The following is a 20947-nucleotide window of genomic DNA, read 5'->3' on the forward strand; positions in this document are numbered from 1 at the left end:
GCCGGATCAGCTCCAGTCCAGGATCACCTTGCCGCTTTGGCCGGACAGCATGGAGGCGAAGCCGGCTTCGAAATCGTCCACCTTGTAGTGGTGGGTGATGATGGGGCTGATGTCGAGGCCGGACTGGATCAGGGCCACCATCTTGTACCAGGTCTCGAACATTTCGCGGCCGTAGATGCCCTTGATTTCCAGGCCCTTGAAAATCACCTGGTTCCAGTCGATGGCGGTGTTGGACGGCGGGATGCCGAGCAAGGCCACCTTGCCGCCGTGGTTCATGGTTTCCAGCATCTGGCGGAAGGCTTGCGGGTTGCCTGACATTTCCAGGCCGACATCGAAGCCTTCGGTCATACCCAGTTCCTGCATCACTTCCTTCAGGTCCTGCTTGGCGACGTTGACGGCGCGGGTGGCGCCCATCTTCTGCGCCAGTTCCAGCCGGTAGTCGTTGACGTCGGTGATGACGACATGGCGCGCGCCGACGTGTTTGGCGATGGCCACCGCCATGATGCCGATCGGGCCGGCGCCGGTGATCAGCACGTCCTCGCCCACCAGGTTGAAGCTCAGCGCGGTGTGCACGGCGTTGCCGAAGGGGTCGAAGATGGAGGCCAGATCGTCGGAGATGTCATCCGGGATCGGGAAGGCGTTGAAGGCCGGGATCACCAGGTATTCGGCGAACGCGCCTTCGCGGTTCACGCCCACGCCGGTGGTGTTGCGGCACAGGTGGCGGCGGCCGGCGCGGCAGTTGCGGCAGTAACCGCAAGTGATGTGGCCTTCGCCGGACACGCGCTGGCCGATCTTGAAGCCCTGCACTTCCGAACCCATGCCGGCGACGACGCCGACGTACTCGTGGCCGACGTGCATCGGCACCGGGATGGTCTTCTGCGACCATTCGTCCCAGTTCCAGATGTGGATGTCGGTGCCGCAGATCGCGGTTTTGACGATCTTGATCAACAGATCGTTGTGGCCGACTTCCGGCATCGGCACATCGGTCATTTCCAGGCCGGGAGCGGCCTTCAGTTTGGCTAACGCCTTCATGATTCTCTTATCCTTGCCCGCCGCGCCTGACGCGGCGCGGCGCTTGACGCATTAATCGGGGATGACGCCCAGCTCGCGGCCCACCTTGATGAAGGCGGCCACCGCGCGCAGCACCTGCTCTTCGCTGTGCGCCGCGGACATCTGGGTGCGGATGCGCGCCTTGCCCTTGGGCACCACCGGGTAGGAGAAGCCGATCACGTAAACGCCCTCCTTCAGCAGCCTGGCGGCCATCTCGCCAGCCAGGCGGGCGTCGCCCAGCATCACCGGCACGATAGGGTGTTCGCCCGGCACCAGCGTGAAGCCGGCGGCGGCCATTTCCTTGCGGAACAATTCGGCGTTGCGGCGCACCTTGGCGCGCAGTTCGGCGCCTTCGCCGCTCTTCAGGATGCTCAGCACTTCCACGCTGGCGGCGGCGATGGCCGGGGCCAGCGTGTTGGAGAACAGATAGGGGCGCGAGCGCTGGCGCAGCAGGTCGACGATGGGCTGGCGCGCGGCCACGTAGCCGCCGGACGCGCCGCCCAGCGCCTTGCCCAGCGTGCCGGTGTAGATGTCGACGCGGTCGGCCACGCCGCACAGCTCCGGCGTGCCGGCGCCGGATTCGCCGATGAAGCCCACCGCGTGGGAGTCATCCACCATCACGATGGCGCCGTGGCGGTCGGCCACTTCGCACAGGCCTTTGAGGTTGGCGATGATGCCGTCCATAGAGAACACGCCGTCGGTGACGATCAGCTTGAAGCGCGCGCCGGCCGCTTCGGCGGCGATCAGCTGCGCTTCCAGATCGGCCATGTCGTTGTTCTTGTAGCGGAAGCGCTTGGCCTTGGACAGACGCACGCCGTCGATGATGGAGGCGTGGTTCAGCTCGTCCGAGATCACCGCGTCCTCTTCGCTCAGCAGGGTTTCGAACACGCCGCCGTTGGCGTCGAAACAGCTGGAGTAAAGAATGGTGTCGTCGGTGCCCAGAAATTCGGAAATGGATTTTTCCAGCTGCTTGTGGATGGACTGGGTGCCGCAGATGAAGCGCACCGACGCGCAGCCGTAGCCGTACTCGTCCATGCCGGCCTTCGCGGCCAGCACCAGCCGCTTGTCGTCGGCCAGGCCCAGGTAGTTGTTGGCGCAGAAGTTCAGCACCTTCTCGCCGCCGGCCAGCGCGATGCCGGCGCTTTGCGGCGTGGCGATCACGCGTTCCGGTTTTTCGAAGCCGTCGGCCCGGATCTGCGCCAGCGTGGCTTGCAGGTGGGCAAGGTAAGTGTGGTTCATAACAGTCCTTGTGATTGGCCGGACGCGGGGCCTTAGCCCGCAGCCGGACTGCGCGGCGGCCCGCCCGACAGGCAGGCCGCGAGATAAACTGTCGCCATTCTAGCCCAGCCGTCACGCGGCTAGCAGTGACAGTTTTCAGTGTTTTGGCGGCACTCTGTCACCGTTGCCGGCGACGGGCGGCTTGGCCTCGCCGGACGGCGCGTCTTCCTCGTCGTCATCCCAACGCAGCGGCGCCACGCCGGACGGCAGCTTGATCGGCGGCTCCTTGCGCGCCAGCCTGGCCAGCGTGCCGATCAGCGCGATGGCCGGCGCGGCGATCACCGCCACCCAAAACCATGTGGCATGCAGTACATCCATCTTCCCATCCTCAAAAACAAACACCCCCTGCCGCCAGCGCGATCGAGGGGGTGGACGCCATGCTTTATATTATCAACGCTGGCGCAGCAAACGCGCGGCGTCCATCGCGAAATAAGTCAGAATGCCGTCGGCGCCGGCGCGCTTGAACGCCAGCAGGCTTTCCATCATGCACTTTTCTTCGTTCAGCCAGCCGTTCTGGAAGGCCGCCTTCAGCATCGCGTACTCGCCGGACACCTGGTAGGCGAAGGTGGGCACATGGAAGGTGTCCTTGACGCGGCGAATCACGTCGAGGTAAGGCATGCCGGGCTTGATCATCACCATGTCGGCGCCCTCTTCCAGGTCTTGCGCCACTTCCTGGATGGCTTCCTCGATATTGCCCGGATCCATCTGATAGCTGTTTTTGTCGGCCTTGCCCAGATTGGCCGACGAACCCAGCGCGTCGCGGAACGGGCCGTAGAAGCCGGACGAATACTTGGCAGAATAAGCCAGGATCTTGGTGTGGATGAAGCCTTCTTCCTCGAACGCCTGGCGGATGGCGCCGATGCGGCCGTCCATCATGTCCGACGGGCCGAACACGTCCACCCCGGCTTCGGCATGGCACAGGCCCTGCTTGACCAGGATCTCGGTGGTTTCGTCGTTCAGCACGTAGCCGTTGGCGTCTATCACGCCGTCCTGGCCATGGATGGTGTACGGGTCCAGCGCGCCGTCGGTCATCACGCCCAGCTCCGGGAAGCGCTTTTTCAGTTCGCGCACCACGCGCGGCACCAGGCCTTCCGGGTTGTACGCCTCGCTGCCTTCGTTATCCTTGTCGCCGGTGATCACCGGGAACAGCGACAGCATCGGAATGCCCAGCTCCAGCGCCTCTTCCGCCACGTAAAGCAGCTTGTCCAGCGTCAGCCGCGGCGCGCCCGGCATCGACGGCACGTCAATCTGCTGGTTGCTGCCCTCCATCACGAACACCGGGTAAATCAGATCGTCGACGGTGAGCGCATTCTCACGCATCAGGCGGCGGCTGAACGCATCCTTGCGCATCCGGCGCATGCGGGTGGCAGGGAAATAGCGATTGGCAAAAATCATGACGGCAAACCCCCTTAAAAGACGTTGGCAATTGTACGCCTATTCCCGCCGGCGGGCATCGCTACCCTCCCGGACCTGCCGCAGCGGCGCGCCATCCTCGTCCATACCGGCCGCCCGGGTCGATTGCAGAGAAGCGGCCCCGCCTCGCACTCGCGCCAGGCGTCATCCAATTAAGCAATCGCACCTAGCGCAAAATCCCCATCGCCGTGATCCACTTGTCTATATTGGCTACAAGTGCTTTAAGCCTTGCGCCGCATTCCAAATCGCATCGACCGAATTCAATCATTCATCCAGCAGACCCATTCATGCCAACGCCAACGCCAAATCAGCCCGCTGATCCAAGAAAAATCCGCAATCGCTCGGCAAACGCATGCAGCGAAAACCGCAATCCCGTTACGGCTGAATATTCATAGAAAATGACGACTGCCGCGCCAGAAATAAAACCCCTTGAAAAATCACGCGCCAGCCGCCGTTTGCCGCACCGCGCAAATGACCAAGGCCTTGCCTTATATAGACAGCAAATCAAACAAGGCTGCCCTACCCCGCCCCGCGTCTTTTGGCGACAGGCAATCATTCTCATTATTAAGCACGACAATTCACATCAAATGAACGCCAAACTTGCTTATATACAACGCGGGCTTCTGTTCTATATCGCCAATGGAGGCGAGCAGCGAAAAGTTTACGGGCATCAATCGGTTTTAGGGATGGAAGCCGATCCCAACCGTATGGATCCGAATGGATGCAAACCTCTCGAAACCGGACGCCGCCGCGCGAAATCCGGTTTGCCATGCCGATTCGCAATGACAGAACTAGGAGGCGCCGCCGATGAAAAAAAACCTGCCCGTGGACAGCATTGAATTATTTCTGCTGCCCCACCGTCCCATCGTCACCAAAACCGATCTGAAAGGCCAGATCACCTACGCCAACCGGGCCTTCATCGACATCAGCGGCTTCAGCGAAGAAGAGCTGATCGGCCAGTCCCACAATATCGTCCGCCACCCGGACATGCCCGAAGAGGCGTTCGCCGACCTCTGGACCACCATCAAGTCCGGCCGCCCGTGGAAAGGCCTGGTCAAGAACCGCAGCAAGCAGGGGCATTTCTACTGGGTGGAAGCCTACGTCACGCCGATCTGCGAAAACGGCCGCCCGGTGGGCTATATGTCGGTGCGCAGCGCGCCCTCCAAGACGCAAACCGCCGAAGCCGAGCAGCTCTACGCCCGCGTCCGGGAAAAGCGCCAGGCCTTCCCGCAAACCCGCCACACCACGCCGCTGCCGCTGAGCCTGGCCATGCTGCTGGCGCAGCTGCCTTCCGCGGCGCTGGCCTTGGCCGCCGCCGCCCTGCCCGGCGGCGCGGCGCGGGTCAGCCTGCTCGCCCTGCTGGCCCTTTGGGCGCCGCTGGCCGGCTACCTGGCCGCCCGCTGGCAGACGCCCCCCATCGATGCCGCCCGCAAAGCCTTGATGCGCCTGGCCGAAGGCGACTTCAGCAGCCAGATCGCCCCGGCCGGCCTGCGCGAGCCGCGCGCGGTGCTGGAAGAAATGGAAACCCTGCGCATCCACTTGCGCGCCATCCTGGCCGACGTGGTGGCCGGAGCCGAAGACATCAGCGAAGCCGCCAGCGCCACCCACGCCGAGGCCGAATCGCTGAACTCGCGCGGCGAACACACGCAGGAAGGCATCATCCGGGTGGCGGCGGCGCTGGAGCAGCTGTCGGTGGCGGTCAACGAAATCTCCCAGGCCACCCGCACCGGCGCCGACTTCGCCGGCCAGGCCACCGAACTGGCCACCCAGGGCGAAACGCAGATGAACGGCACCCGCCAGGCCGCGCTGGAGGTGGTCAACGAGGTGTCCAGCACCCGCAACACCATCATCAAGCTGGAACAGTCGGTGGAATCGATCAACACCGTCACCGGCGTGATCAAGGAAATCGCCAATCAGACCAATCTGCTGGCGCTCAACGCCGCCATCGAAGCGGCGCGGGCCGGCGAGCAAGGCCGCGGCTTCGCGGTGGTGGCCGACGAAGTGCGCAAGCTGGCCGAACGCACCGCCGGCAATACGCTGGAGATAGAACAGTCGGTGGCCTTCCTGCGCGAACGCTCAAGCGAAGCGCTGGCCGACGTCAAGGCGGCGGTGGACAAGGTGCACATCGCCGAAGCGACGATACAGGTGGCGGCCCAGGGGCTGGAGGCCATCCGCGGCGCCAACGAGAAAGTGGCGGAATCCTCCGCCAGCGTGGCCAATATGCTGCGGCAACAGTCGTCGGCCTCCACCGAAGTCGCCCAGAACATGGAAACCATGAGCCGCCTGACCGAGCAAAACGGCCACAGCATCAGCACCACGCTGCAGGTGGCCCAGAAACTGCACCTCACCGCCGGCGACCTGCGCCGGCTGGTCAGCCAGTTTGAAAAACACATGTGAAACCCGCCGCCGCCAGTGATGGCGGCGGTTTTCTTTCTTAGCGGGGGTGTGGATCGAGGCAGGGCTGAGCGCGGCAGCCAGATGGCATGCGAGCTGGGCATTCTCGCCATATCGATGGCGCGTACGAAAGGCTAAACCACATGAAGCCTACGACTTGCTCAGACAAAACTGACTCCCACAGGGCCGTAGATACCGTCCAGAACGGCCACCTCACAAAACCCTTAAACAAAAATAACGAACAAAAACAAACCACCTCCTCCTAAAACAGAAAAAACAGTAGCAACTACCACGAAAATATTCGATTCAAAACAGTTAGACTTAAAATGAAATCTATGAATAAATAAATCAAAAATATACTTAAAGAAAATGGAATAAAACCCCAGAGAAATCAAGTAAGCAAACACCTCACTCCAATCAATTCCTTTCTGAAAAAAAAGGATTATAATAAAAATGGCATCAGGAAGAAGCAAGTAAAGTGGAAAGCCTAAAAACCATTTCATCCTCCTCCTCTCCAATATCCAAGCAGGGAAATATACCCAAAACCCCACCCATCCCCACAGCCCCCTTAACATTACCCAACCGCTATGAGCTGGCCAACCCAAAAAAATCAATACCAATAGTTTGAGGATGTAAAAATACCACCCCAACCTCAAAATTACCCCACCATAAAATTTACACTCTGTCAAAAACCCGGAAAAAATCACCCCTAAAGCGAGAGCTGATACCGAAAAAAAGAAAAACGACAAAAACTGGAGAACAAAAACATCATAACTCCTTAAGACATTTACCAAAAATGCAAATATAAAAATCGTCAAAAAAATTGCAATCGAAAAGAAAAATAAGCACGTAGAAAAAAACGCTCCCATAAGGACATTTAAATTAATCCGATCAATCACGAATGATAGTCCTTAGCTGAATAACATAATAATTTATATCCAAATTGGACTCTAATTTTAAAATCTAATATATCAATCCAACCAGGGCCGCAGATTGGGCTGAATGAAATGAAGTCCAACGTTTACCGAGAATGAAAAGATATGACCTACCCCATAGGCATTATCGTATATTTCACGGTAAACGTTGGGCTTCGCAAGCTTAGCCCAACCTTGTATCTTGCAATCGGTAGTGGTGAGCAGCCACTGCCTGGAGCCGAAGCAGCTTGGGCCCAACCTTAAGGCCAGACCTTGAGCCGTAGATAAAGCCTTCGACTCCACCTCATCGCCAAATCCGACACTGAACGGTAGCCAAGGGTTCGACCCTGCATGCACAAGGCAAATGGGCGATTAGGCATTTTTCGTGAGGACCCGATTTATGCATTATCTCGGAATAGATGTAGCCAAAGCCAAACTGGACTGCACTCTTTTGCTGGATGCCGCCAACAAACGCAAAGCCAAATGCGTGAGCAACGATAAAACCGGCATTCATGCTCTGTTGTCATGGCTGACCAAGCAAGGCCTGGAGCCCCGGCAGGTTCATGCTGTGATGGAAGGCACCGGCGTGTATCACGAACAAGCAGCCATCGCCTTGTGCGATGCCGATGTGATCGTTTCCATCATCAACCCGGCGCAAATCCGCGACTTCGCCAAAGGCTTGGCGATTCGAACCAAGACCGATGGCGTAGATAGCTTGGTCCTGGCGCGTTATGGTGCCTTGCTCCAACCTATGGCCTGGATGCCTCCCAGCCGACAAGCCCGTGCGCTACAGGCGTTGCTGGCTCGGCGTGAGGCGCTGCAGCAGGATCTTCGCCGTGAGCTGAATCGGCAAGAAAAAGCCGAAGCCACCGATACACCAGAGTTGATTCAGCAGTCGCTGATCGAGTCGATTGCGTTTATCGGAACACAACTGGCCAAGTTGCAGCAGGATATCGACGACCATATTGACCGTCATCCGGAATTGAAAGCGGACCTAGCCCTGTTGAGCAGCATTCCGGCCATTGGCCCACAGTCGGGCAGCAATCTTCTGGCCATCATCCATACCCATCATTTCGTCAGCGCCGAGCAATTGGCCGCATATCTTGGTTTGGTGCCAGTGGAACGTCAATCAGGCAGTTCGCTCTTGGGCCGAGCTCACCTATCCAAAGCTGGGCCAGCGCGCCTTCGAGCCGTGCTGTACATGGCAGCAGTGGTCGCCATACGATACAACCCACATGTTAAGGCGCTGTATCAACGATTATTAGCGCGGGGCAAGACGAAAATGTCCGCCCTGGGAGCAGCTATGCGCAAGCTGGTCCATCTGTGCTTTGGCGTGCTGAAAACACGCCAGCCTTACCGGGCCGACTACGCACGAGCCGCTTGACGTGAAAGACGGTATCTACGATCCTAATAAAAAGCCATCCTCAATCTTAATATTTTACGCAGAAAAAATCATTCATGACAGAGTTTTGACTGTGGGAACCCATACTCCATATCAACCACCACAACTTCCTCCCCTTTAAAAAAAACACCAGACTGATCAATCATCATCGCCACACCATTCTTACAATAAACGCCATTCTTTACCGTCCACCCACGACTTACAAGCTTCTGAATACATGAATGAGCTGACTCCGCCAACCATGATTTCATTGCTATTTTACGAGATACCCGGTAAGAACCCATCATAACTTTATCATTATTAAATCTATCAACAACACTTACTCCACAGCCATCTAAAACACTAATATCTGATATCATCATAACCAATCTATCAGCGGAACCATGACTTCTCAACATAGAATTGACTACAAACACCAGCATAACAGCAACATAACAACAAACAATCTTTACAAACACGCGATTCCATTTTTCACTCAAATGAATCATTACTGCCTCACAAAGTTATTTATTTATCAACATTAAGCGGAAAACTAAATGATGACCAGAAATTAACAGGCAGGTCAGGTAATTTTAGACGTCCCTGGCCACCTACCCCAAGCCCAATCTCTGCAGCAGTACTGCCACCGATTGCGTGACTCATGCCTACACACACGCTCATTAAACATCCCGACCCAGAAATTGATCCACCTTCAATAAAAGATTTAGTATTCTTAAGCTGCTCCGACTTTCCTTTCCAAGAGCTATTACCGTCAATCCAGCCTAAAGAACCAGAGAGGCCAAATCCTGCGCGCCCTCCTCCACCAAGGCCGCCATACCAATCAAGATTGTAAAGATTGAGCGTAGTATTCAACGACAAGCCCAAACCAGAAACGGAAATTGAAAAATAATCGGGATGCCGTACCTCACCAGCCTCTCTCAGTCCAGCGGAATTATCCCCATTACCCCATGATAGGAACCCTGCTTTATAATCGCCACCACGATTCAATGCAACTACAAGATCCGCTTGAGAAGCCTGAGCCTCTGCTCGATAAAGATTTGCCCTTTTTGAATCACCGGCTTTCTCAAAAGCAATGGCAATTTTATTAAACCAATCCTCATTCCCTTTAATCTCACCTGCCAGGTCAAAACACGTTGACTCACTTACGCATTGCATAGCCCTCAGACTTAACTCGCGCGACTCCCCGTCATGCTTATGGAGTAATTTCTCTCGTTGTTCGGGGGTAGCCTTATAAAACTTTTCGACCCACTCGACACCACGGTCTTTAGTTAAGGAGTTATTCTCCATCTCCGTCTTCGCCGCATTCACCGTAGTCGCGGCGGAATCGGTCGCGCCGGCGGCGACGGATGCGCCAGCCAGCAGGCTGCTGACCAGATTCTCGCGCTGCTGCTTCTCTTCCGCCGTCATCTTGTCGGAGTTGGTGTCTTGCGCCTTGTCCAGCGCATTGTTAAGCACTACAGCCGCCGCGCCGCCAATCGCGCCCGCCGCGCAGCTTTGGCTGCTGGTTTCCGCGCCGGCGCAGGCCAGCGCGCCGTGCAGCACCGCGCGCACGGTTTCGCCTGCTACCGTTTTGTCGCCCTTTTCCAGCTCATCCACCATCTGCTTGATCTGCTGCGCGCCCAGGCCCTGCAGGTAAGCGATGCCGGCATTTTGCGCCATGCCGCTCAGACTGTTGCCGACATTGCCGCTGATCCCCGCGGTCGCCGCGGTGAGGATCTGGCTGTAGCGGCCGCCCGGCGCCCATTTGGCCGCTTGGTCGGCCTGGGCTTGCAACTGCGCTTTTTGCTCGTCGCTCAGCGATGGGTCGGTCTTGGCCCTGTCGGCCAGGTCCTTGGCCGCTTTGGCTTCGGCCGCCTTGTTGGCGGCGAAGGTGCTGATCTGGTCGGTAAACGTCTGCACCACGGTGAAGGCGGTTTGCAGTTGCTGCTTGTCGAACTTGTCCTGCAAGGCGTTGGCGCCGTCCCTGTCGCTGTTGACGCCGCGATTTACCGCCGCGGCGGCCTGGGCGGCGCTTTGGCCGGTGAGGGCCTGCTGGCCGGCGTCGTCGGCGATGGCGAGCTTGCCGCCGCTGATGCCGGCGCGGGTGACGCTTTCGGCGCTTTGGCTGGAAGCCATCACGCCAGATGTGCCGGCGCTGCCCCCGTTGCCGAACTGCTGCACATGGGCGCCGCTGTAATTGCCGCCGGACGATTGGCTGGCGGGCGCGCTGTTGCCTGCGGCCGCCGCGGCTCCGCTGCTACTGCTACTGCCGCTGGCCGCGCCGCCGGCATCGCCACCTTTGCCGTCTCCGCTTTTGCCGCCGCCGCCCATGCTGCCGCTGACGGCAAGGCCGACGCTGCTGCCGGAAGACCTAGCGTGGTTGTATACGTCGCTGGTGGTGAGGGTGCCGGTGCTCAGGCTGTTCTTGTCATCCGCCACCGCCCGGTCGCTGCTGGCGATGACGGCGCCCGCCAGATTGGTGTTGCCCTTCACCGCCACCTGGTAGCCGCCGTCGCCGGCCTTCAGCCCGGACTGCTGCCGCACGCTGGCGTAGTCGTTGTCCATCTTCTGCTGGCTGTAATTGGCGCTGGCGCTGAAGCCGTAGCCGATGGTGACGCTGCCGGCCATGCTCTTGCTGCTGCTTTGGTACTGGTGCTGGTCTTGCAGGCTTTCGATGTCCAGGTTGCCGCCGACATTGGCGACGATGGTCTGGCCGCGCGCTTCGGCGCCCTTGAGGGTGGCATCGCCGCCGGACTTCAGCGTGAGAGTGTCGCCGGCGGAAACCGTGGTATCGCGCTGGTCGATGGTGCTGCCGTTTTCCTTGCCGAAGGAGTGGTTGGCGTTGGCGGTGCCGCCGAAGCTGAAGCCGCCCTTGCCGAAAGACACGGCTATGCCGGCGCCCCAGCCGGAGCTGTCGTTTTCGCCGCGCAGGCTGCTGCTGTCCTGCGCCGACACTAGTTGGATCTGGTTGTCGGCCTGCAAGGTGGCGTTGCGGCCGGCCTGCAGCCGACTGCCGGCGATGTCGATATTGGAGTCCTTGCCGCCGCCGCTGGCCCGCAGGATCAGGTCGCGCCCCGCCGTCAGGCTGGTTTCGGCATTGGCCAGCGATTTGCCTTCCTCGCGGCTTTCGCTCTTGCTGGCGCCGAAGGTGAGGCTGCCGGAGATCAATTGGCCGTCGGAGACGGACTTGGCCGACTGGTAGCCGTTGTAGGCGGCCAGGCTGGCGGTGCCGGCGGCCAGCGCGCGGGTGCGGGCGTCGGTGTTCTTGTTGCTGGCCACCTCGGCCATGCTGGTGACGGCGTCGGCGGCGGCCAGGATGGGGCTGCTGACCGCGCCGGTGATGCCGCGCTGGTTCATGCGGTGGGTTTCGCTGTGCTGGTCCTGGTCCACGCCGGGGGCGATTTGCAGCGATTTGCCGGTCAACGACAGGTCCTGGCCGGCCTGCAGCGCGGCGCCCGCCACCGTGATGGCGTCGGCGGCGCTGAGCGCGATATTGCCCTGCTGGCTTTCTATCCGGCTGAAGCCGCCGCTTTGGGCGCTGCCGTTGGCGGCCAGCTGGTCCCAGCTATGCTGCGCGCCGACGGTGGCGCTGTGGTTGCCGCCGCCGATATTGCCGAAGGTGAGGCTGTGGCTGTCCTGGCTGCTCTGGTAATGTTCCGTGCCGCCCAGCACGTTGACGCTGCCTTGGCTGGCCGCCACGCTGACATCGTGCACGCCCTGCAGCGTGGCGCCCACCACCTTGACATCGCCGCCCAGGCCGACCACGCGGATCTGGTCGCCGCGGATTTCGCTGGCCTGCAGCTGCTGGTCCTGGCGGCTGCCCACGCTTTCGGCGCGCAGCTGGTTGTACGGCGACAGCGAAGTGCCGTTGTGGCTGGGGCCGCCCTCCAGCGCGCGGATCACGTCGCCCATCTGCTGGTTGTACATCGACACGCGGCTGTCGTAGCGGTAGCTGCTGCTGTCGTCCTGGCGCTGGTTGAGCCCGGCCAGCAGATTGACGCTGCCGTTGGCGAACAGGTCCACCTTGCCGCCGCCCTGCAGGCGCGAACCCGTGATGGTCAGATCGCCGCTGCCGGCGGCATCGGCCGGCTTGCCGCTGGCCTGCAGGCGGATGTCGCCGCCGGCCAGGATCGCGCTGCCCACGCTGCTGACGGTGCGGCTATGTTCGTGGCTGCCCTGTTCGCCGCGGGAGTAGGCGATGTCCACGCCCTGCTGCGACGAGGTGCTGGCGGCGGCTTCGTTGGCCAGCCCCTTGAGCAGGCCGAAGCCGCGCTGGGTATGGATCACATCCTTCAGGTTGTCGAAGGTGTTTTTCAGCGTGTTGACCTCGGTGACGCTGAAGCCGCGCTGTTTTTCGATGTGGTCGTGGTCCACCACCATGATGTCGCGGCCTTCGCCGACGGCGACGCTGTCGGCGCCAACATCGACATTGCCGCCAAGCGCGCTCAGGCTGCTGCCTTGCACGTTCAAGCCCTGCCCCGCCTGCACCGACAAATCGCCCTTCAGGCTGCCCACCAGGCTCTTGCTCTGGCTTTGCGTGACGCCGTTGGCGTTGAGCGCGTCGGTCAACTCCTTGCTGCCCACCATGAAGCCCGCGCCGCCCAGCCCAAACAAGCCGGAGGTTTTTTCGTGGTGGAACTGGAAGCTCTGGCTGGTATTGACCCCGGCGGCGATGTCGATATTGTCGCCTGCCTGCAGCGCGACATTGCCGCTGCCGGCCAGCTGGCTGCCGACGATGTTGAGGTCATGTCCGGACTGGACGCGGAGCGTGTCGGCGGACACATTGGTGCCGACCTGGGTGGTGCTTTGATGCGCGCTGATGTCGACGGTGGTTTTATGCTTGAAAAAGCCGCCGGACGAGCGCACGGTCTTGCTGTAGTCGCTATGGGCGTCGTCGGCGGCGCCCAGATAGATGTCGCGGCCGGCCAGCAAAGCCGCTTCGCCATCGCTGGCGAGGCTGGCGGCCTGGGTGCGGATGTCCCGCGCGGCCTGCAGCCCCAGGCCGGCTTCGCCATGCAGGCTGCTGCCGTGCTGCGTCAGGTCGTAGTTATTGCGGACGGTGTCGCCCCAGTCGTTGTCGCTGCGGCTTTCGGTGGCAACTGCGCCCAGCTTGATGTCGTTGCCGGCGGACAGGGCCAGTTTGGCATCGCTGCTCAGGCTGGCGCCGTTCAATACGGCGTCGCCGCCGGCGTTGGCCTGCAGGCTGCCCTTGCTGGATAGGCCGGCCACGGCCAGGTTGTCGGTCTGCCAGTTATGGCTGCCGCTCCAGTTGTAGCCGCTGTCGCGCTGGGTATCCACCTGGCTTTGCAGCGTCAGCTGTTTGCCGGCGATGGCCGCCAGGCTGCCGTCCGCCTGTACCGAAGAGCCTTGCAGGCTGAGGTCGCCGCCGGCTTTCAGCGCGATGTCGCCGCCTTGCAGCGTGGCGGCGTGATGGCTTTGCGACAGCGTGTCGTAAGCGCCGCCCCGCCAGCTGCCGGCGCCGTGCTTGCTGTCCTGCGTGGATTCCAACGCAAGGTTGTTGCCGGCCGCCGCCAGAATGCCGCCGCCCGCCTTGACGGCGCTGCCGCTCAAGGTCAGGTCGCTGGCGGCGTTGAGGACCAGGCTGCCGCCTATGTTCAGCTGGCTGCCGACATGGTCCACCTGCTGGTACTGGAAGCTGCCGTAGCCGCTGCCCAGGCTATAGCTGGTTTCGCGGCTGCCGATGTCCAGATCGCCGCCGGCCTGCAGCCAGGCGTTGCCGCCCGCCCGCGCGTCCGCCGCCTGCAATTTGAGATCGCCGCCAGCCTGCAGCTGCAGATTGCCGCCGGCCAGTATGCTGCTGCCGGCCTGGCTGTGCTGGGCGTCGTCGGTAATGGTCAGGTTCTGCCTGGCGCTCAGGCCCAGGTCGCCGCCGGCTTGCACCTTGCCGCCTTCGATGCGGATAGCGCCGGCCTGCGCCAACAGCGTGGCGTCGGCCTTCAAGACGCCGTTATTGATCAGCTCGCCGCTGGCTTGCAGGCTCATGCTGTTGCCGGCCAGCACCGCGCCCTGGCCGCGCAGCGACTTTTGGTCGGCGTTGGCCAGATAGACCATGGGCACCAGCACCTCCTGCCCGCCCACGTTCTGCTTCACCAGCCACACCATGTCGGAGGTGAGCTTGGCCATCTGCTCGGCGGACAAGGCCATGCCCGGCGTCAGCTGGAATTGCTTGGCGTACTGCGCGCCGTTGCTCATCAACTGCTGGTACTGCTCCATCGCGTTGCGGCTGCCGTCCAGCAGGCGCTTGCCGGTCAGGTCGGTGACGGCGCGGCTGACCAGCTGCTGCTCGTAAAAGCCGTCGCCCAGGCGCTTTTCCACCTTGCTTGGGTCGTAGTTCAGCTGCTTCAGCAGATAGTCGGACGAGACGAAGTTCTTGTACTGGGTGAACTGCGGATTGGTTTCCACCAGGTAAGGCTGCTGCGGCGCCGGCTGGGTATGGAACAGGCCGTTGTCCGGCACGGCGTAGCCATTCGCCACCGGGTTGCCCGCCTTGGCGCCGCCGGCCTGCAGCGTGACCTGCTGATGGGCCGGCGCCGGCTGGTACTGCCCGCCCAGCTCTCCCTGGCCGTAAATGCGGATGGGGCTGGCATTGGCCAACGCCGCGGCGGCCTCCACGCCCAGCGCCTGCTTGCCGGGCTGGGCCGCGGCGTCCACCGCCTGCGCCGCGCCCTGCGTCTGGCCAGCATGGTCGATCGCGTTGGCCGATCCCGGCGTCCGATCGAACATCACCTGGATATTCTCCAACGCGGCCTGCATCGTCGCGGCATCCACCCGCGGCGCGCCCTTGCCGTTGGCGATGGTGGGCGCTTGCAGGCTCAGGTGCTGGTTGGTGACGACGGTGGCATCGAGGGAGCCGATAACTTCAGTACTGGTAGTCGCAGGCAGCGCAACCGAAGTTGTCCCACATCTAGGCTGCCCCCCGGTTACACAACCCCTCAAATCAAAAACACTATTAATAGATTGTACTACACTTGAAACTGCGGTGACCGTTGTGGTCTTTTTTAATTGCTGACCGACATTTTTGATGCCTCCGGACGACACCATCAAATCTCCACCAACCATAACTGAGCTATATTGATTGACAAATTCACCAGCATTAACAACTACCTGACCTCCGGCCAAGAGTTTAGCCTGCACAGGCTCATTATTTACCTTATCAATGACTATAGTAGTCTTCGTAGCTCTAGAAACCTCACCTACTCGTGCAACATCGAAGCCAGCAGATGAAATAGTTTTGACATCATCAGGAAGAACGCTGGGAAAAAGATTCTTATTTGGATCAAATCCAGGAAAATATGTATACCTACTACCAACATGGTCTACGTAATAGAAATTTTCAACACTCACCACTGGTGCAGCATTAAAATTCCACCCGCCTGAAACCTCTTTCCGAACTGTTAAAAACCTACCTACCTCATCATCACTAACCAACTGATATTTAATATTCTGGATTGCACTTAAATTCCCACAATGATCCGAATTGCAACTCTTTCTCACCTCTGCATATTGAACATCAGCACCATTAGAAAAATCAAACGACCTTACATCGCTCCTATTCTCATAAAACACATGGCCCATCCCATCATGCAATGGCACTTCGCGCCGAATTACGAGTTGAGGAATTTGATAGGTGACTTTAGATGAATCCAAATAACTAGACTCTTCGGTTACCGCCACCGAATTCGACTCATTACTCACCCGCCCGGCGTCAATAAACATATTGCCGTCCGACTGCAAGGTCGCGACGTGATTCACCACTTGGCCGGTTTTCGCGCCGGCCTGGCCGATGCGCATATCGCCCTGGCTGTACAGCCAGGCGCCGTCGTGGTTATTCAGCGTGCCGCCGACATCCAGAGCCAGATTGCCGGCCGAGGCCAACAGCGCCTTGCCGCCGCCGTTGTCCAGGCTGCCGGCGTGGATGGCGATGTCGCCGGCGGTGATGGAGGCGGTATTGACCAGGCTGGCGGCGTTGAGATTCAGCGCGCCGGCGCCCAGGTTGCCGTTGTTGACCAGGCTCTGGCTGAGCCGGGTATCCAGCGCGCCGCCGATGTTGACATTGCCGTTATTGGTCCAGTTGAGGCCACTCAGCTTGAGGTTGCCGCCGGTTTGCAGTTCGCCGTTGTTGAACAGGTTGCCGCTGCTGCTGATGCTGAGGTTGCGGTTGGCCTGCAATTGGGTGCCGGCGCTGTTGACGAAGTCGCTTTGCAGCGTCAGCGCCAGATCCTGCCCGGCTTGCATGGCGCCGGGGTTGGCCAGGGTGGCGGCATTGACCGCCAGGTTGCGCTGGCTGTAAACGCTGCCGCCGCTGTTGTCCAGGCTTTGGGCGTTCAATTGCCAGTTGCCGTTGCCGGCGATCTGGCCGCCGTTGGCTAACTGGCCGCTCACATTCAAGGTGCTGTCGCCCTGCCCCAGCGCCAGCACCTTGCCGCCGCCGTTCTGCAGGCTGCCGCTGTCCAGTTGCAGGGCCTGGCCTGCCTGCAACAGGCCCTGGCTGTTGTCCAGGCTGGCGCCGGTCACCGCCAGCGCGCCGTTGCTGCCCAGCGTGCCTTGGCGATTGTTCAGCGCGCCGCCCCGCAGCGTCAGGTCGCCCTGGCTGCTGAGCACGCCCTGATGGTTGTCGAGGTCGCCGCTGTGGATCTGCAGCTGGCCGTTGGCGGTGATCTTGCCCTGGCCGCTGTTGTCGATCTGGCCGCGGATGTCAAGCTTGGCCAGCTCGCCGCCGGCCTGGCCGATCTCGCCGTGCTGGTTGCCCAGGCTGGCGGCGCTCAGCGACAGCTGGCCGGCCAACAGCTGGCCGTCGCGGTTTTGCGCGTCCTGCTCGATCTGCGCGTTCAGCAACGCCGCGCTTTGCAGCAGGCCTTGCTGATTGTTCAGCTGGCCGGCGGCGAGGTCCAGCTTGCCGTTGACCGCCAGCGCGCCTTTTTCCGAGTTGTCCAGCATGCCGGACAGGCTGACCCGGCTGGCGTCCGCGCCCAGCGCCTTGACGGCGCCGCCGCGGTTGTCCAGGCTCTGGCCGCTTAACTGCAGGCTGTCGCCCTGGATCTGGCCCTGGCGGTTGTCGGCCGCGCCGGACAAGGCGAGGCCCAGCGCCTGGCCGCTGGCCAGCACGCCGTTCTGGTTATTCAGCGCTTGCAGCCGCAACTGCTGCGCGCCCTGGCTGGCCAGCACGCCATGGCTATTGTCCAGCTGGCCGGCGCCGAGCGTGAGGCCGCCCTGGCTGAATACCTGGCCTTGCTGGTTGTTGAAATCCTGGCCAATCTGCAAAGTAGCCGCGCCTTGGCCGACCTGGCGGATTTCGCCGCCCTGGTTGCTCAGGCTGCCGGTCTGGATGTTCAGGCTTTGGGCGGCCAGATGGCCGCCGTCGTTGCTCAACGCGGCTTGCTTGGTCAAATTCAGCGCGCCGGCGGTTTGCAGATTGCCCTTGGCATTGTCGACGCTTGCCGCCTTGACGGTTAGGTCGGCGTTGCCGGCGATCTTGCCCTGGTTGTGCAGCTCGCCGCTGACGTCCAGCAGGCTGGCCGCATCCTTGCCCAGCGCCAGAACCCGGCCTTTTTCGGCATTGCTCAGGCTGGATGCCGTCAGTTGCAGGTCCTTGCCCGCCTGAATCAAGCCGCCGCCATTCTCCAGCGCGCCGGCCGTCAGTTTGACCGCGCCGTCGCCGCCCAACACGCCGTCGTTATGCAGCTTGCCGCCGACCGCGAGATCCACCCCCAGGCCGCCGACCAAACTGCCCTGGCTATTGTCCAGCGTCTTCAGCCGGCTAGTCAGTTGCTGCTGCGCATACACTTCGCCAGCCTGGTTGCTGAGCGCATCGGCGGCGATATCCAGGCTTTGCGCGACGATATGGCCGCCATCGTTCGTGAGCTGGCTTTGCTTGCTCAGTTCCAGATGGCCGGCGGTCTGCAAGCTGCCCTTGCTGTTATCGATGGTCGACGCATTGACCGTCAGGTCGGCGTTGCCGGCGAGCTTGCCCTGGTTGCGCAGCTCGCCGCTGACGTCCACCTTGCTGGCGGCGTCCTGGCCCAGCGCCAGAATCTGGCCATGGTCGGCGTTGGTGATCGAAGCGGCGGTCAGTTGCAGGTCTTTGCCGGACTGGATGGTGCCGGCGGCGTTCTCCAGCTTGCCCGCCGTCAGCTTGACCGCGCCGCCGCCGCCCAGCGCGCCGTCGTTATGCAGGCTGTCGGCCACCGTCAAGTCGACGCCCTGGCCGCCGATCAGGCTGCCCTTGCTGTTGTCCAGGGTCTTGAGCTGGCTGGTCAGCTGCTGCTGCGCATACACCTCGCCGCCCTGGTTGCTGAGCGCATCGGCGGCGATGTTCAGGCTTTGCGCGACGATATGGCCGCCGTCGTTAGTCAGCTGGCTTTGTTTGCCCAACTCCAGATGGCCGGCGGCCTGCAGGCTGCCCTTGGCGTTGTCGATGGTCGCCGCATTGACCGTCAGGTCGGCGTTGCCGGCGAGCTTGCCCTGGTTATGGATTTCGCCATCGACATCCAGCCGGCTGGACGCGTCCTTGCCCAAGGCCAGGATTTGGCCCTTGTCGGCGTTGGTCAATGAGGTCGCGCTCAGCTGCAGGTCTTTGCCTGCCTGGATCAGGCCAGCGCCGTTGTCGAGCTGGCCGGCCGTCAGCTTGACCGCGCCGTCCCCGCCCAGCACGCCGCCGTCATTGCTCAACTGCCCCTGAATCTGAAGCGTCGCCGCCTGCACGCCGACCAAGCGCCCCTGGCGGTTGTCCAATCGCGCGGCCTGCGCATCCAGCCGGCTGTCGCTGGCAATGCGTCCCTGCTCGCGGTTGTCCAGCTCGCCGACCGCCAGTTGCAAGGCGCCGCCGCCGGCATGGCTGATGTCGCCGCCGCGGTTGTCCAGGCTGGCGGCCAGCAGCCGCCACTGTCCGGCGGCGCTGGCCAGTTCGCCCTGGCGGTTGTCGACGGCGCCGGCTATCCGCCAGTCGGCATCCGCCTGCCCGGTCTGCACGATCTGGCCCTGCCGGTTGTCCAGCGCGCCCAATTGCAACTGCACTTGGCTGGCGGACAGTTGGCCATCCCGATTGTCGAATTGGCCGTCGATGTCCAGCCGGGCGGCGCCAGCGGCGCTCAGGCGCGCTTGCTGCGCATGCAAATCGCCGGCGACCTGGACTTCCAGCGCGCCGTGGCTGGCGCTGAGCACTGTCCCCTCCAAGTTGGCCTGCCCGGCCCGCAGGCTGACATCGCCGCCAGCCAGCAATTCGCCGCTGCTTTTCAGCTCTCCGCGGCTCGTCAGCGCCAGCTTGCCGCGCTCGCTCAGCTTCCCGTTGGCTTGCGAGCCGGCGGCCAGGGCGCCGTCGCTGCGCAGGGCTCCGGCCTCCAGCGCCAGATCGCCGCCGGCGCTGAGCGCCTGGTGCAGCATGGCCTGGCCGGCCACGTCGATGCGGACATTGCCTTCGGCGCGGGTGATGCCCTCGTGTTGCAGCTGGCCGCCGGCGTGCAGCGCCAGATTCTGCTGGCTATAGGTTTTGCCGCGCAGAATCAGGTCGCCGGCGCTGGTCAGTTCCAGATCGCCGGCCTGCGCCGCCATCGCGCCCTGCTGGTTGACGCCCACGCCCTTTTCGGTGCCCACCAGCTTGATGGCGTTGGCGTACATGCCGCCCAGCTGCGCCACATCCAGCGCGAAAGCCGGCGCGTCGGCAGGGCTGGCCTCCAGCGGCTGCGCTTGCAAGCTGGCGGCGTCCACCTGATTGCGGCCCAGCACCAGGTCCAGCTTCTGCGCGTACAAATTGGCGTTGATCGACGCCGCCCGGCTGATGATGGCGAAGCTGTCGACATTGGCGGCATTGAGGCCGGCCCCATCGACGCTGACCTGGCCGCCGGCCACCCGGTAGCCGGTCAGCGCGCCCTGGGCGTTCAGTTGCGGCGCGCCGGTGCTCAGCGTGACCTGCGGCGTGTTGATGAAGCCGCAGCCGCTGCAGCTGATGCCCCAGGGGTTGGCGATCACCACCTGCGCGCGCTGGCCGGCCACTTCCAGATAGCCGCGCAGCTGCGAAGGGTTGGCCTGCGTCACCTCGTTGAGGATGATGCTGGCGCTGCCGTTCTTCAGATTGGCGTTGCCGCTGATAAAGCCGGCCAATTGGGTGTTGACGTTGACCGCGCTGTTGTTGAGCAGCGCGCCGCCGGGGCCGACGTTGAACTGCAGGTACTGGTTGTGCGACACGCCGGCGGCGGTGGGGGCGGCGATCTGCACCACCGGCAGGCCGTTGGCGGCCTGGATCACGCCGGGCTGCTTGCCGGCCGCCGCGTGCGGATCGGCGACGATGTCGGCCGCCAAGGCGCTGGCGCCCAGCCCCAGGCCGATCAGCAATACGCTCAGCCTCAGCGAGAATGCCTTGCACGCCGCCCCCAGCGGGGCGGCGACGCCCTCTGCGCCGTTGCCCTTGCCCTGTCCGCTGGCGTCTTCCTGCACCACCATCAATTGGCCGCGCGATTGATTGAAAATGATCCGATAAAGATGCTTGTTCATATTGTCAGCT

10 protein-coding genes are annotated in these 20947 nt (G+C 61.8%); 3 read left to right on the forward strand and 7 right to left on the reverse strand.

Annotated elements, in window-relative coordinates; genetic code table 11:
* Window positions 1-6: 6 nt before the first annotated feature.
* The 4 genes from tdh to hemB all read right to left on the reverse strand — a co-directional run bounded on the left by tdh (window position 7) and on the right by hemB (window position 3723).
* Complete coding sequence (tdh, locus tag U6115_RS16600) at window positions 7-1032, reverse strand: L-threonine 3-dehydrogenase (RefSeq protein ID WP_043578008.1); 1026 nt, start codon at window positions 1030-1032, stop codon at window positions 7-9.
* A 51-nt stretch (window positions 1033-1083) separates the two neighbouring features.
* A complete protein-coding gene (locus tag U6115_RS16605; protein ID WP_043578010.1) occupies window positions 1084-2289 on the reverse strand; it encodes a glycine C-acetyltransferase in 1206 nt (401 codons plus the stop codon).
* Window positions 2290-2424: 135 nt separating this feature from the next.
* Window positions 2425-2646 (reverse strand): hypothetical protein, encoded by a 222-nt coding sequence (locus tag U6115_RS16610; RefSeq protein WP_043578013.1) that lies wholly within the window; start codon window positions 2644-2646, stop codon window positions 2425-2427.
* Window positions 2647-2718: 72 nt separating this feature from the next.
* On the reverse strand, window positions 2719-3723 hold the full coding sequence (hemB, locus tag U6115_RS16615) for a porphobilinogen synthase (RefSeq protein ID WP_043578015.1): 1005 nt from the start codon (window positions 3721-3723) through the stop codon (window positions 2719-2721).
* Between the two features lie 416 nt (window positions 3724-4139).
* Here hemB and U6115_RS16620 point away from each other — a divergent pair, with 416 nt between their 5' ends.
* Complete coding sequence (locus tag U6115_RS16620; protein ID WP_146008464.1) at window positions 4140-4580, forward strand: hypothetical protein; 441 nt, start codon at window positions 4140-4142, stop codon at window positions 4578-4580.
* Window positions 4549-6138, forward strand: coding sequence for a methyl-accepting chemotaxis protein (locus U6115_RS16625; protein WP_043578016.1), 1590 nt, complete (start codon window positions 4549-4551; stop codon window positions 6136-6138). Before U6115_RS16620 ends, U6115_RS16625 begins: the two co-directional genes overlap by 32 nt.
* A 221-nt stretch (window positions 6139-6359) precedes the next feature.
* On the opposite strand, the gene U6115_RS16630 is transcribed toward U6115_RS16625, so the two are convergent.
* Entirely contained in the window at window positions 6360-7034 is a 675-nt protein-coding gene (locus tag U6115_RS16630; RefSeq protein ID WP_146008463.1) for a hypothetical protein, read from the reverse strand.
* Window positions 7035-7449: 415 nt separating this feature from the next.
* Here U6115_RS16630 and U6115_RS16635 point away from each other — a divergent pair, with 415 nt between their 5' ends.
* Complete coding sequence (locus U6115_RS16635; protein ID WP_047244354.1) at window positions 7450-8433, forward strand: IS110 family RNA-guided transposase; 984 nt, start codon at window positions 7450-7452, stop codon at window positions 8431-8433.
* Window positions 8434-8501: 68 nt separating this feature from the next.
* Here the strand turns inward: U6115_RS16635 and U6115_RS16640 are convergent, their stop codons facing one another.
* Together U6115_RS16640 and U6115_RS16645 are read right to left on the reverse strand one after the other, a co-directional pair.
* Entirely contained in the window at window positions 8502-8939 is a 438-nt protein-coding gene (locus U6115_RS16640; protein ID WP_146008462.1) for a hypothetical protein, read from the reverse strand.
* 19 nt (window positions 8940-8958) lie between these two features.
* Window positions 8959-20937 (reverse strand): hemagglutinin repeat-containing protein, encoded by an 11979-nt coding sequence (locus tag U6115_RS16645; protein WP_043573913.1) that lies wholly within the window; start codon window positions 20935-20937, stop codon window positions 8959-8961.
* Window positions 20938-20947 lie beyond the last annotated feature (10 nt).

Source organism: Chromobacterium subtsugae (assembly GCF_035919665.1).
Classification (GTDB): Bacteria; Pseudomonadota; Gammaproteobacteria; order Burkholderiales; family Chromobacteriaceae; genus Chromobacterium; species Chromobacterium subtsugae.